Source organism: Streptomyces sp. NPDC037013 (assembly GCF_055607265.1).
This window is the reverse complement of the sequence record NZ_JBVJRV010000007.1, coordinates 43,325-55,782: the sequence shown is the minus strand read 5'-3', so window position 1 is coordinate 55,782 and position 12,458 is coordinate 43,325. Positions and strand designations below refer to the sequence as shown.

Below are 12,458 nucleotides of genomic sequence, written 5' to 3'. Positions count from 1 at the left end.
AGCCCCGTCAGGGGCGCGGGGAACGGCGCGAGCAACCACACCCGCGGCTACACATGGGAGCGGAGCCAGGCCAGGACCCCCCTCGCCACCCCCGGCGCCTTCAGGAGCGCACCCCCGTGCCGCGCCCCCCGCTCCGTGCGGACCGTGACGTCCCTGAGCCCCGCCCGGCGCTCGACGCCCGCGACCTCCACGGAGTGGGCCCGCGGCACGAAATCCCCCGCCGAGTGGACCATCAGCAGCGGCACGTCGTCCGCGCCCGAGGCGTGGGAGGTGACGTCCAGGTCGTCCCACCGCGCCGCGCAGCCCGGCCGCGCCCCGCGCCCCGGCACGCACCCGGCGAGCCGCACGGCGGCCCTGCGCAGCTCCCGCCGCTCGGCGGAGGCGCCCGGCGCCGCCCCGTCCCGCCACGCGCGGTGGGGCGAGGCCACGGGGGAGAGGGCGACGACACCCCGTACCCGCTCCCGCCCCGCCCCGTACGTCCCGGCCTGCAGGGCGAGGTGCCCGCCCGCCGACGAGCCGAGCACGAGCGGCCGTCCGGCACCCCGGTCCCGGTGGTGCCGGACCCAGCGCAGCGCCGCGAGCACGTCGTCGCGCTGTGCGGGCCAGGCCGCGTCCGACGTCAGCCGGTAGTCGGTGTCGTACACGGTGAAGCCGCGCGCCGCGAACCACCGCGCCCGGCCGCTCCAGTCGGTGTCCTTGGACCAGTAGCCGCCGTGCAGGATCACCAGCGCGGGGCCCTTGTCGCCGTACACGGTGATGTTCTGGCGGGCGTGGCTCCCGTACCGGAAGAGTCGCCCGGCCGGGGGTTCGGGGGCCGCCTGCGCGGCGGCACTGGACGACAGCAGCGCCCCGCAGAGGGCGAGGACCGGCAACGTACGGCGCATGGGCCAGATGTTCCACGGCGCGGGCGCCCCGCACCCGCAGAAACGCTCTGAGCCACCGCTGCGGGTGGCCGAACGGCCCTCTGTTCGCATGACGCGAGCGATCAGAAGCAAGCAGAAAGGGCTGCCGCTCCGGTGACCGGAGCGGCAGCCCTTTCTCAGGAGTTCCTCAGGAGGGGAGAGAGGTCAGTTGACCGAACCCATGAGTTCCTTGACCTTCTTGCGGGAGGTCCAGATCCCGAAGCCCGCGAGGACCGCGATGATCGCCTCCACGGCGACCGCCCCGGAGTTGTTCAGGTCGACGTTGAGCTGCGGAGAGGTCAGCAGACCCGTCACGGAGTCGCCCGCGGTGACCGCGAGGAACCAGACGCCCATCATCTGCGCGCTGTACTTCTCCGGCGCCATCTTCGTGGTGAGCGAGAGGCCGACCGGGGAGAGGCAGAGCTCGCCGACGGTCTGGATGAAGTAGATCGCGACCAGCCACATCGGGCTGACCTTGCCGCCGTTGTTGGCGGTGTCGATCAGCGGGATGAGGAAGACGGCGAAGGAGATGCCGATCAGCGTCAGGCTGGAGGCGAACTTGACGGCCGTGCTCGGCTCCTTGCCCCGCTTGTTCAGCCACAGCCAGGCGGAGGCGACGACGGGGGCCAGCGCCATGATGAAGATCGGGTTCAGCGACTGGTACCAGGAGGTGGGGAAGTCAAACCCGAGCAGGTTGTTGGTGGTCGAGCCCTTGCCGAAGATCGACAGGGTGGAGCCGTTCTGGTCGTAGATCATCCAGAAGATGGCGGCGACCACGAAGAACCAGATGTACCCCGACAGCTTGGACTGCTCCAGCTGCGACAGCTCCTTGTCGCGCTTCATGCGCGCCAGGACGACGATCGGGATGACCAGACCGGCGATGATCAGCGGCATCAGCGCCCAGTCGGCGAAGTTCCCGGTGACGCCCATCATCGTGTAGAGCACGACCGCGACGAGCAGCCAGATCAGGCCGGTGCGCAGGGCGGAACGGCGCTGCTCCGGCGTGGCGGGCTGGGAGACCACACTGCTCTGGTCGCTCAGGTGGCGCGAGCCGAGCATGAACTGGGCGAGGCCGAGTGCCATGCCGACGGCGGCGAGCGCGAAGCCGAAGTGCCAGTTGACGTTCTCGCCGACCGTGCCGATGGACAGCGGGGCGAGGAAGGCGCCGAGGTTGATGCCGATGTAGAAGAGCGTGAAGCCACCGTCACGGCGCGGGTCCTGCGGACCGTCGTAGAGGTGGCCGACCATCACGGAGATGTTCGCCTTCAGCAGGCCGGAGCCGATCGCGACGAGCGCGAGGCCGGCGAAGAAGGACGCCGAGCTCGGCAGCGCGAGCGTGATGTGTCCGAGGATGACGACGGAGGCACCGATGACGACCGTCTTGCGGGGGCCCCAGAAACGGTCGGCCATCCAGCCGCCGGGCATGGCGAGCAGGTAGACCATCGACATGTAGACGGAGTAGATCGCCGTCGCGGTGGTGGCACTCATACTCATGCCGCCGGGGGCGATCAGATACAGCGGGAGCAGTGCCTTCATGCCGTAGAAGCTGTAACGCTCCCACATCTCGGTCATGAAGAGTGTGGCCAGTCCGCGGGGGTGGCCGAAGAAGGTCCTCTCGGAGCCAGGGGTACTGGCGGAGTCCTTCGTCAGGCTGGACGCCATGGGTCGATCCTCGTGGGTTCGGGACGCGCGGCAGGAGCGTGTGCGCGCCCGGTGGGGGGCGGTCGGCACCGTTGTCGCGGCGTCCAACCCCACGCCCAGGGGAGGTTCATCCCCGCGTGCGGGGGTGAGGGACGGCGACTCCGGGATCCACACCCTGGGCGCATCCTCGCGCGCAGGGCCCGACCACAGGTCATTCCTTTCAAGGCTGGCCGCAGCCGGCCCGCACATAAAAGAGACCTAAGGCGCGCACAGCGGGCCAAAGGTCCTTGAGTAGTGCATCAGGCGTTGGGTCACCATACGACACGTCAGGGATGCATATGGAAGGACTTGAGACATGGATCACAGGTGTCGCTGCAACCAACGGCACACAATCAAAGGTATTTCTCAAGATCGCGCCCTATAGCCGCAGGCGTGGAGGCCCACTCTGCGATCACCTCCCGACGGTTGTCCAGCGCGGACTACCATCACCCCATGACCCGTGTACTGCTCGCCGAGGACGACGCGTCCATCTCGGAGCCGCTGGCCCGTGCCCTGCGCAGGGAGGGTTACGAGGTCGAAGTGCGTGAGGACGGCCCGACCGCTCTCGACGCCGGTCTGCAGGGCGGTGTCGATCTCGTCGTGCTCGATCTGGGACTGCCCGGCATGGACGGCCTGGAAGTGGCGCGTCGGCTGCGCGCCGACGGCCTCACGGTGCCGATCCTCATCCTGACCGCGCGCGCCGACGAGGTGGACACCGTCGTCGGCCTGGACGCGGGCGCCGACGACTACGTGACCAAGCCCTTCCGCCTCGCCGAGCTCCTTGCCCGGGTCCGGGCGCTGCTCCGGCGCGGGGCCACCGAGCCCAAGGAGGCGCCCGCCACGCACGGCGTACGGATCGACGTCGAGTCGCACCGCGCGTGGATGGGCGACGAGGAGCTCCAGCTCACCGCCAAGGAGTTCGACCTCCTGCGGGTCCTGGTGCGTGACGCGGGGCGGGTCGTCACCCGCGATCAGCTGATGCGGGAGGTCTGGGACACGACGTGGTGGTCGTCGACCAAGACCCTCGACATGCACATCTCCTGGCTGCGCAAGAAGCTGGGCGACGACGCGGCGAATCCGCGGTACATCGCGACGGTACGGGGCGTAGGTTTCCGCTTCGAAAAAAGCTGACGCCCACGTCTAGGGGGGCCGCGCCCCGTCCAGGGGCGCGGGGAACTGCGCGAGCAAGCCGCTACGGCCCGCACCCGCCGTAAAGCGGCCGCAGGCAGACGCGTCTGCGCAGGCCGGTACGGATGCCGCTGCGGCCCGGCGGGGAACTCCGCGCGCGACCAAAAGCCTCCCGCACCCACTACCCGCCCGCCGCAGGCCCCGCCATCCGCGACACTGGGTGAATGCGCCGTCGACTGATCAATTCCACCCTCGCCGTGGTCCTCGTCGTGATCGCCGTCTTCGGGGTGAGCCTCGTCATCGTCGAGACGAGGACGATCAGCAGCAGCGCCCAGGAGCGCGTGGACTCCGAGGCCCTCCGCCTCGCCAGCATCGTCGACAGCCGGCTGATCAGCGAGGAGCGGATCACCGGCGACATCCTGCGGGACCAGGTCGCCACCGACCGGTACGCCCGTATCGAGCTCCCCGGCCGCGCCCCCATCGAGATCGGCACCCGCCCCGGTGGCAAGGTCATCAGCGCCACCCGCCCCGGCGAGCAGGGCGAGCAGGTCACCGTCCAGGAGCCGAAGGCCGCCGTGACCCGCGAGGTCGGCCGCACCCTGATGATCATCGCCGCCGTGGCGCTGCTCGCCATCGTCGCCGCCGTACTCCTCGCGGTCCGCCAGGCCAACCGCCTCGCCTCCCCGCTCACCGACCTCGCCGAGACCGCGGAGCGCCTCGGCTCCGGTGACCCCCGCCCGCGGCACAAGCGGTACGGGGTGCCCGAGCTGGACCGTGTCGCCGACGTCCTGGACTCCTCCGCCGAGCGCATCGCCCGCATGCTCACCGCCGAGCGGCGCCTGGCCGCCGACGCCTCGCACCAGCTGCGCACGCCGCTGACCGCGCTCTCCATGCGCCTGGAGGAGATCACTGTCACCGAGGAGCTCGACACGGTGAAGGAGGAGGCGACGATCGCGCTGGCCCAGGTGGAGCGGCTGACCGACGTCGTGGAGCGGCTGCTCACCAACTCCCGTGACCCGCGCACCGGTTCGGCCGTAGCCTTCGACCTGGACGAGGTGGTCAAGCAGCAGCTCGAGGAGTGGCGCCCGGCCTACCGCAGCGCGGGCCGCGCCATCGTCAGCTCCGGCAAGCGGCACCTGGAGGCGGTGGGCACGCCGGGCGCGGTTGCGCAGGTGCTCGCCGCGCTGATCGAGAACTCCCTGATGCACGGTGGCGGCACGGTCGCGCTGCGTACCCGCGTCACCGGCAACCAGGCCGTCATCGAGGTCACCGACGAGGGGCCGGGTGTCCCCGCGGACCTCGGCGCGCGGATCTTCGAGCGGACCATCAGCGGCCGCAACTCCACGGGCATCGGCCTCGCGGTGGCCCGGGACCTCGCCGAGGCGGACGGCGGCCGGCTGGAGATGCTGCAGACCAACCCGCCCGTCTTCGGACTCTTCCTGTCGCGTACGCCGCCGTCCCGCGGCACGGACCTCGACGCGGAAGAACCCGAGGGTAAGACGGTGCGCTAGCCGCGCCGCGCCACCGGCGGCTCGCCCGGCTCCGCTTCCTCCAGGAACGATTCCGCATGGGCGACGGTCTCGCGGGCGGGCAGCGCCTTGAAGACCCAGGAGCGGTAGGACCAGAAGCGGAAGAGCGTCGCGATGCCCATGCCGAGGAACTTGAAGAAGTTCGCCTGCAGCCTGCCGTCCCAGCCGAACCAGTAGGTCGCCGCGTAGAGCACGCCGTTCTCGATCACCAGGCCGACCACGCTGAACAGCAGGAACAGCGTGAGTTCCTTGGTGCGCCCGCTCTTGTCACGGTCCTTGTACGTGAAGTAGCGGAACCCCACGTAGTTGAAGACGATGGCGACGACCGTCGCGATCACGCTCGCCCGCACCACGTGCAGGTCCGTCATGTGCCGCACGAGGTTGAAGACGCCGAAGTTCACCAGCGTTCCGACCGCCCCCACGGCTCCGAACTTGGCCACTTCGCGCGCGAGGCTGTCCAGCCGCACCCGTAGTGCGCCCCGTTCCGTCATGGTGGTCGCCCCAGCCCCCGTCGATGCGTACCGGTCGATGCGTACCGGTCGTGTACGTGCCGACGGATTGGTGATTCGGTCGTGTCGACCCAGCCATGCTAACCAGCGGCCATCTCCGGCGCGCGCGGGCGCCCGGAGACTGTGGCGCCGCTGTGACAGCGGCACCCCCGCGGAACACCGTTATCCGGCCGTTCCCGGGTGGCCGATACCGGCCGATACCCTGGGGGTGTGACGTTCCCGGTAGTCGGCATGGTCGGCGGCGGTCAGCTCGCCCGCATGACCCACGAGGCGGGTATCCCCCTCGGCCTGAAATTCAAGCTCCTCAGTGACACCCCGCAGGACTCCGCGGCCCAGGTCGTCGGCGAAGTCGTCATCGGCGACTATCGCGACCTGGACACGCTGCGTGACTTCGCGCGGGGCTGCGACGTGATCACCTTCGATCACGAACATGTACCCACCGAGCATCTACGGGCCCTGGAGGCGGACGGCATCCCCGTCCGTCCGGGGCCCGACGCATTGGTGCACGCCCAGGACAAGGGCGTGATGCGCGAGAGGCTCACGGCGATCGGCGTGCCCTGTCCGCGCCACCGGATCGTGAGGGACCCGGCCGACGTGGCCGCCTTCGCGGCCGAGGGCGCGGCGGACGGCGGCGACGGCTTCCCCGTGATCCTCAAGACGGTGCGGGGCGGCTATGACGGAAAGGGGGTGTGGTTCGTACGTTCCGTCGAGGACGCCGAAGACCCCTTCCGGGCCGGCGTCCCGGTGCTCGCCGAGGAGAAGGTCGACTTCGTGCGCGAGCTGGCGGCCAACGTGGTGCGCTCGCCGCACGGCCAGGCCGTCGCCTACCCCGTCGTCGAGTCCCGGCAGGTCGACGGCGTCTGTGACACGGTGATCGCCCCGGCCCCCGGCCTCTCGGAGGAGCTCGCGGGACAGGCGCAGGAGCTCGCGCTGCGCATCGCCAAGGAGCTCGGCGTCGTCGGCCACCTCGCGGTCGAGCTCTTCGAGACGCCCGACGGGCGCATCCTGGTCAACGAGTTGGCGATGCGCCCGCACAACTCCGGCCACTGGACGCAGGACGGCGCGATCACGTCCCAGTTCGCCAACCACGTCCGCGCGGTGCTCGACCTGCCGCTCGGCGACCCCCGCCCGCGCGCCCCCTGGACGGTGATGGTCAACGTCCTGGGCGGCGACTACCCCGACATGTACGGCGCGTACCTGCACTGCATGGCCCGCGACCCGCAGCTCAAGATCCACATGTACGGAAAGGACGTGAAGCCCGGCCGCAAGGTCGGTCACGTCAACACCTACGGCGACGACCTCGACGACGTGCTGGAGCGCGCCCGTCACGCAGCCGGCTACCTCAGAGGAACGATCACCGAATGACCACTCCCGTTATTGGCATCGTCATGGGATCCGACTCGGACTGGCCGGTCATGGAGGGCGCGGCCCAGGCCCTCGCCGAGTTCGAGATCCCCTTCGAGGTCGACGTCGTCTCCGCGCACCGGATGCCGCACGAGATGATCGCGTACGGCGAGCGGGCCGCGGACCGCGGCCTCAAGGCGATCATCGCGGGCGCGGGCGGCGCGGCCCATTTGCCCGGCATGCTGGCGTCGGTCACGCCGCTGCCGGTGATCGGCGTGCCGGTCCCGCTGAAGTACCTGGACGGCATGGACAGCCTCCTGTCCATCGTGCAGATGCCCGCGGGCGTCCCGGTGGCGACGGTCTCGGTCGGCGGCGCCCGCAACGCGGGTCTGCTCGCGGCCCGCATGCTCGCCGCGCACGACACCGAACTCCTCGGCCGCATGCGGGAGTTCCAGCAGGACCTGAACGACCAGGCGACGGAGAAGGGCAAGCGGCTGCGGGCCAAGGTCGAGGGAGCGGGTTCCGGATTCGGCTTCGGTTCGGGAAAGTGATCGCATGACATCCCTGGACCGAGCGCGCGCCCTCCTCGCCGACTTCCCGGTCGTCGACGGCCACAACGACCTGCCGTGGGCCCTCCGCGAGAAGGCGGGGTACGACCTCGACCGCCTCGACATCGCGGCCGACCAGACGGGCGGCCTGCACACCGACATCGCCCGGCTGCGCGCCGGCGGTGTCGGCGCGCAGTTCTGGTCGGTGTACGTCCGTACGGACCTGACGGGCGACGCGGCGGTCAGCGCCACGCTCGAACAGATCGACTGCGTCGGGCAGTTGCTCACCCGCCACCCGGCGGACCTGGCCCGCGCGCTCACCGCCGCGGACATGGAGAAGGCCCGCGCCGAAGGGCGCATCGCCTCCCTGATGGGCGCCGAGGGCGGGCACTCCATCAACAACTCCCTCGCCACGCTGCGGGCGCTGCACACCCTCGGCGTCCGCTACATGACGCTCACGCACAACGACAACATCGCGTGGGCCGACTCGGCGACGGACGAGCCCGGGGTCGGCGGGCTCTCGCCCTTCGGCCACGAGGTCGTCCGGGAGATGAACCGCGTCGGCATGCTGGTGGACCTCTCCCACGTGGCGGCGACCACCATGCGGGCGGCGCTGGACACCTCGGTGGCCCCGGTGATCTTCAGCCACTCCTCCGCGCGAGCGGTCTGTGACCACCCGCGCAACATCCCGGACGACGTCCTGGAGCGGCTGCCCGCCAACGGCGGCGTGGCGATGGTGACGTTCGTGCCGAAGTTCGTGCTCCAGGCGGCGGTCGACTGGACGCAGGCGGCCGACGAGAACATGCGGGCCCACGGCTTCCACCACCTCGACACGACGCCGGAGGCCATGAAGGTCCACGCGGCCTTCGAGGAGTCGACGCCGCGCCCGATCGCCACCGCCGCCACGGTCGCCGACCACCTCGACCACATGCGCGAGGTGGCGGGCGTCGACCACATCGGCATCGGCGGCGACTACGACGGCACGGCGTTCACGCCGGACGGCCTGGACGACGTGGCGGGCTACCCGAACCTGCTCGCGGAGCTGCTCGACCGCGGCTGGTCCACGTCCGACCTGGCCAAGCTGACGTGGCAGAACGCGGTACGGGTGCTGGGCGCGGCGGAGGACGTGGCGCGGGACGTCAGCTCCCGGCGGGGCCCGTCGATCGCGACGCTGGAGCAGCTGGACGGCTGAGACGGGGGCGCGCCCCTGAAGGCGGTACGCGACGGTGCCCTCCCCCTGAAGCCAGGGAGAGGGCACCGTCACCGTTGGAGCGCCGCGGGCTACGGCAGGTTGCGCGCCATCACGATGCGCTGGACCTGGTTCGTGCCCTCGTAGATCTGCGTGATCTTCGCGTCGCGCATCATGCGCTCGACGGGGTAGTCACGGGTGTAGCCGTACCCGCCGAGGAGCTGCACCGCGTCCGTGGTGACCTCCATCGCGACGTCCGAGGCGAAGCACTTGGCGGCCGCGCCCTGGAAGGTGAGGTCCTTGTCGCCGCGCTCGGACTTGGCGGCGGCGGCGTACGTCAGCTGACGCGCGGCCTCGATCTTCATCGCCATGTCGGCGAGCATGAACTGGATGCCCTGGAAGTCGGCGATCGGCTTGCCGAACTGCTTGCGCTCCTTGACGTACCCCTTGGCGTAGTCGAGGGCGCCCTGCGCGATGCCGAGGGCCTGCGCCGCGATGGTGATGCGGGTGTGGTCCAGGGTCTTCATGGCGGTCGCGAAGCCCGTGCCCTCCTCGCCGATCATGCGGTCGGCGGGGATGCGGACGTTGTCGAGGTAGACCTCGCGGGTGGGGGAGCCCTTGATGCCGAGCTTCTTCTCCGGCGCGCCGAAGGAGACGCCCTCGTCGCCCTTCTCGACGACGAAGGCGCTGATGCCCTTGGAGCGCTTCTCCGGGTCGGTGACGGCCATCACCGTGTAGTACTCGGAGACGCCCGCGTTGGTGATCCAGCGCTTGACGCCGTTGAGCACCCAGAAGTCGCCGTCGCGCACGGCCTTCGTCTTCATGCCCGCCGCGTCCGAACCGGCGTCCGGCTCGGAGAGGCAGTACGAGAACATGCCCTCGCCGTTCGCGAGCGGCGTCATGTACTTCTTCTTCAGCTCCTCGGAGCCGGAGAGGATGACGGGCAGCGAGCCGAGCTTGTTGACGGCGGGGATCAGCGAGGAGCTGGCGCAGACGCGGGCCACTTCCTCGATGACGATGACCGTCGCCAGGGCGTCGGCGCCCGCGCCGCCGTAGCTCTCCGGGACGTGCACGGCGTGCAGGTCATTGGCGACCAGCGCGTCGAGGGCCTCCTGCGGGAAGCGGGCCTCCTCGTCCACGGCGGCGGCGAACGGGGCGATCTTCGCCTCGGCCAGCGAGCGGATCGCGTCGCGGAGCATGTCGTGCTCCTCGGACGGGCGGTACAGGTCGAAATCAGCCGATCCGGCCAAGGTCTCTCACGCTCCAAGGACGCTAATTACCGTTAAGTAACCCAAATTTTAGTGGTGTCCCCGCGTGAGGGATACGTGAGCTTGACGACAGCGGAAATCATGCCCGGTGAGCGCGCCGGACACGCCCGACTATGCTCGGTCGCGCACCGCAGCCCGCAACCTCTGGAGCACCGCATGGCCCTCAAGATCACCGTGATCGGTACCGGCTATCTCGGCGCCACGCACGCCGCGGCCATGGCCGAGCTCGGCTTCGAGGTGCTGGGTCTCGACGTCGTGCCCGAGAAGGTCGAGATGCTCCAGCGGGGCGAGGTCCCCATGTACGAGCCCGGCCTCGAGGAGCTGCTCCGCAGGCACGTCGCGGGCATCGAGGGCTCCAGCGGCCGCCTGCGCTTCACCATGGACTGGGCCGAGGTCGCGGAATTCGGCGACGTCCACTTCGTCTGCGTGAACACGCCGCAGAAGCACGGCGAGTACGCGTGCGACATGTCGTACGTCGACGCCGCCACGGAGTCCCTCGCCAAGCACCTGAACAAGGCCTGCCTGGTCGTCGGCAAGTCCACCGTCCCCGTCGGCAGCGCGGACCGGCTCGCGGCACGCATCCTGGAGCTCGCCCCGGCGGGCGACGAGGTCGAGCTGGCCTGGAACCCCGAGTTCCTCCGGGAGGGCTTCGCCGTGCAGGACACGCTGCACCCCGACCGTATCGTGGCCGGCGTGCGCAGCGAGCGCGCCGAGAAGCTGCTCCGCGAGGTCTACGCGACCCCCATCTCCGAGGGCTCCCCCTTCGTCGTCACGGACTTCCCGACCGCGGAACTGGTGAAGACCTCCGCCAACTCCTTCCTGGCCACGAAGATCTCCTTCATCAACGCCATGGCGGAGGTCTGCGAGGCCGCGGGCGGCGACGTCGTGAAGCTGGCGGAGGCGCTCGGTCATGACGACCGCATCGGCAAGAAGTTCCTGCGGGCCGGCATCGGCTTCGGCGGCGGCTGCCTGCCCAAGGACATCCGCGCGTTCATGGCCCGGGCCGGCGAACTCGGCGCCGACCAGGCCCTCACGTTCCTCCGCGAGATCGACTCCATCAACATGCGCCGGCGCGGCCAGATGGTCGAGATGGCCCGCGAGGCGCTGGGCGGCGGCTCGTTCCTCGGCAAGCGGGTCGCGGTGCTCGGCGCCACGTTCAAGCCGGACTCGGACGACGTCCGCGACTCCCCGGCCCTGAACGTCGCCGGCCAGATCCACCTCCAGGGCGGCCAGGTCACGGTGTACGACCCCAAGGGCATGGCCAACGCCCGCCGCCTCTTCCCCACGCTCGGGTACGCGGACACGGCCCTGGACGCAGTGCGCGGCGCCGACGTCGTCCTCCACCTCACGGAGTGGCAGGAGTTCCGAGACCTGGACCCGGCGGAACTGGCAGAGGTGACGACGACCCCCACGATCCTGGACGGCCGCAACGCCCTGAACCCCCAGAAGTGGCGCACAGCAGGCTGGACCTACCGAGCCATGGGCCGCCCCACAGCCTGACCCCCAGGGGCGCGGGGGCCCGACGCTCAGGGGCGCGGGGAACTGCGCAAAAAACCACGACCGGCACCCAGCAACGATGGCCGGCCCCGAACTCCAGGGGCGCGGGGAACTGCGCAAAAAAACGACGGCCCGCACCCAACAACGATGGCCGGCCCCGAACTCCAGGGGCGCGGGGAACTGCGCAAAAAACCCACGGCCCGCACCCAACAACGAACCCCGGGCCCAAGACCCAGGGGCGCGGGGAACTGCGCAAACTACCCGCCCAAGCCCGCCGCAGCCCTCCGCGACCGATACGCCCGCATCTTCGCCCGAGCCCCACAAACCCCCATGTCACACCACCGGCTCCGCCCCGCCGGACTCCGGTCGTAGTACGCCCAGTGGCAGTCCGGCGCCTCACACGCCTTGAGCCGCGGCCACGTCCCGGCGGCGACCCCCTCCGCGATCGCCTCCGCCACCCGCCCCGCGAGCCCCGCCGAGTCCGCGGCGACGAGCGTCGCGGCGCCGGAGGAGGCGTCCACCCGTACCACCAGCGGCCCCTCCGCAAGGAGCAGGGAGAGTTCGCGCACGGGCCGGTGCGGGGGATGCCCGGCATGGGCGAGGCACGCCACCCGCAGCGCCTCCCGCAACTCCCGCGCCTCCCGCAGCTCCCGCGCCGCCTCGGCCCCGCCCGGCGCGAGCCCGAACGCGCGCAGCCCCGCCTCCGTGTCCAGGGCGTCCGCACCCGTCTCCAGGTTCAGCGTGTTCACGAGCTCCTGGATCAGCGCGAGCCCGCCCGGCGCGGGTGCTCTGTCATTCATGGTTGCGACGTTACCTCTACAGGGGGAGTATGGAGTAACCGTTACCGGTTGACGAGCTCACCCG

Annotated in this window: 11 protein-coding genes; 6 read left to right on the top strand and 5 right to left on the bottom strand. The window is 70.5% G+C overall.

All coding sequences use genetic code 11. The annotated features are described in order from the left end of the window. Positions 1–47 precede the first annotated feature (47 nt). Both ACZ7DY_RS25705 and ACZ7DY_RS25700 read right to left on the bottom strand, forming a co-directional pair. Positions 48–884 (bottom strand): alpha/beta hydrolase, encoded by an 837-nt coding sequence (locus tag ACZ7DY_RS25705; protein WP_471138798.1) that lies wholly within the window; start codon positions 882–884, stop codon positions 48–50. Positions 885–1,067: 183 nt separating this feature from the next. Further along, positions 1,068–2,564 (bottom strand): peptide MFS transporter, encoded by a 1,497-nt coding sequence (locus ACZ7DY_RS25700; RefSeq protein ID WP_471138796.1) that lies wholly within the window; start codon positions 2,562–2,564, stop codon positions 1,068–1,070. 471 nt (positions 2,565–3,035) lie between these two features. On the opposite strand from ACZ7DY_RS25700, the gene ACZ7DY_RS25695 reads away from it, so the two are divergent. Together ACZ7DY_RS25695 and ACZ7DY_RS25690 are read left to right on the top strand one after the other, a co-directional pair. After that, entirely contained in the window at positions 3,036–3,713 is a 678-nt protein-coding gene (locus ACZ7DY_RS25695) for a response regulator transcription factor (protein WP_055567988.1), read from the top strand. Positions 3,714–3,934: 221 nt separating this feature from the next. Beyond that, entirely contained in the window at positions 3,935–5,221 is a 1,287-nt protein-coding gene (locus ACZ7DY_RS25690; protein ID WP_471138795.1) for an ATP-binding protein, read from the top strand. On the opposite strand, the gene ACZ7DY_RS25685 is transcribed toward ACZ7DY_RS25690, so the two are convergent. Then, positions 5,218–5,730, bottom strand: coding sequence for a GtrA family protein (locus ACZ7DY_RS25685; protein WP_471138792.1), 513 nt, complete (start codon positions 5,728–5,730; stop codon positions 5,218–5,220). The two genes, ACZ7DY_RS25690 and ACZ7DY_RS25685, sit on opposite strands and share 4 nt — an antisense overlap. A 249-nt stretch (positions 5,731–5,979) precedes the next feature. Here ACZ7DY_RS25685 and ACZ7DY_RS25680 point away from each other — a divergent pair, with 249 nt between their 5' ends. From ACZ7DY_RS25680 to ACZ7DY_RS25670, 3 genes are read left to right on the top strand one after another with little or no spacing between them, the layout of a single operon-like run. Continuing rightward, complete coding sequence (locus ACZ7DY_RS25680; protein ID WP_471139871.1) at positions 5,980–7,113, top strand: 5-(carboxyamino)imidazole ribonucleotide synthase; 1,134 nt, start codon at positions 5,980–5,982, stop codon at positions 7,111–7,113. Beyond that, complete coding sequence (gene purE / locus ACZ7DY_RS25675) at positions 7,110–7,643, top strand: 5-(carboxyamino)imidazole ribonucleotide mutase (RefSeq protein WP_471138790.1); 534 nt, start codon at positions 7,110–7,112, stop codon at positions 7,641–7,643. The genes ACZ7DY_RS25680 and purE overlap by 4 nt, the downstream gene beginning before the upstream one ends. Before the next feature lie 4 nt (positions 7,644–7,647). Further along, positions 7,648–8,832 (top strand): dipeptidase, encoded by a 1,185-nt coding sequence (locus ACZ7DY_RS25670; protein WP_471138789.1) that lies wholly within the window; start codon positions 7,648–7,650, stop codon positions 8,830–8,832. 89 nt (positions 8,833–8,921) lie between these two features. Here the strand turns inward: ACZ7DY_RS25670 and ACZ7DY_RS25665 are convergent, their stop codons facing one another. Continuing rightward, a complete protein-coding gene (locus ACZ7DY_RS25665) occupies positions 8,922–10,079 on the bottom strand; it encodes an acyl-CoA dehydrogenase (protein ID WP_471138787.1) in 1,158 nt (385 codons plus the stop codon). A gap of 174 nt (positions 10,080–10,253) precedes the next feature. Between ACZ7DY_RS25665 and ACZ7DY_RS25660 the strand changes: the two genes are divergently transcribed. Beyond that, entirely contained in the window at positions 10,254–11,597 is a 1,344-nt protein-coding gene (locus ACZ7DY_RS25660) for a UDP-glucose dehydrogenase family protein (protein WP_471138785.1), read from the top strand. Between the two features lie 254 nt (positions 11,598–11,851). Here ACZ7DY_RS25660 and ACZ7DY_RS25655 read toward each other — a convergent pair whose 3' ends face one another. Then, positions 11,852–12,394: a CGNR zinc finger domain-containing protein gene (locus ACZ7DY_RS25655; protein WP_471138782.1), complete on the bottom strand. Its 543-nt coding sequence runs from the start codon at positions 12,392–12,394 to the stop codon at positions 11,852–11,854. Positions 12,395–12,458: the final 64 nt, after the last annotated feature.

What these genes read in the sequence shown, in the direction of transcription:
- ACZ7DY_RS25700 (WP_471138796.1), bottom strand. Translation starts at nt 2,564, where the DNA reads ATGGCGTCCAGCCTGACGAAGGACTCCGCCAGTACCCCTGGCTCCGAG.
- ACZ7DY_RS25695 (WP_055567988.1), top strand. Translation starts at nt 3,036, where the DNA reads ATGACCCGTGTACTGCTCGCCGAGGACGACGCGTCCATCTCGGAGCCG.
- purE (WP_471138790.1), top strand. Translation starts at nt 7,110, where the DNA reads ATGACCACTCCCGTTATTGGCATCGTCATGGGATCCGACTCGGACTGG.
- ACZ7DY_RS25660 (WP_471138785.1), top strand. Translation starts at nt 10,254, where the DNA reads ATGGCCCTCAAGATCACCGTGATCGGTACCGGCTATCTCGGCGCCACG.
- ACZ7DY_RS25690 (WP_471138795.1), top strand. Translation starts at nt 3,935, where the DNA reads ATGCGCCGTCGACTGATCAATTCCACCCTCGCCGTGGTCCTCGTCGTG.
- ACZ7DY_RS25680 (WP_471139871.1), top strand. Translation starts at nt 5,980, where the DNA reads ATGGTCGGCGGCGGTCAGCTCGCCCGCATGACCCACGAGGCGGGTATC.
- ACZ7DY_RS25655 (WP_471138782.1), bottom strand. Translation starts at nt 12,394, where the DNA reads ATGAATGACAGAGCACCCGCGCCGGGCGGGCTCGCGCTGATCCAGGAG.
- ACZ7DY_RS25685 (WP_471138792.1), bottom strand. Translation starts at nt 5,730, where the DNA reads ATGACGGAACGGGGCGCACTACGGGTGCGGCTGGACAGCCTCGCGCGC.
- ACZ7DY_RS25705 (WP_471138798.1), bottom strand. Translation starts at nt 884, where the DNA reads ATGCGCCGTACGTTGCCGGTCCTCGCCCTCTGCGGGGCGCTGCTGTCG.
- ACZ7DY_RS25670 (WP_471138789.1), top strand. Translation starts at nt 7,648, where the DNA reads ATGACATCCCTGGACCGAGCGCGCGCCCTCCTCGCCGACTTCCCGGTC.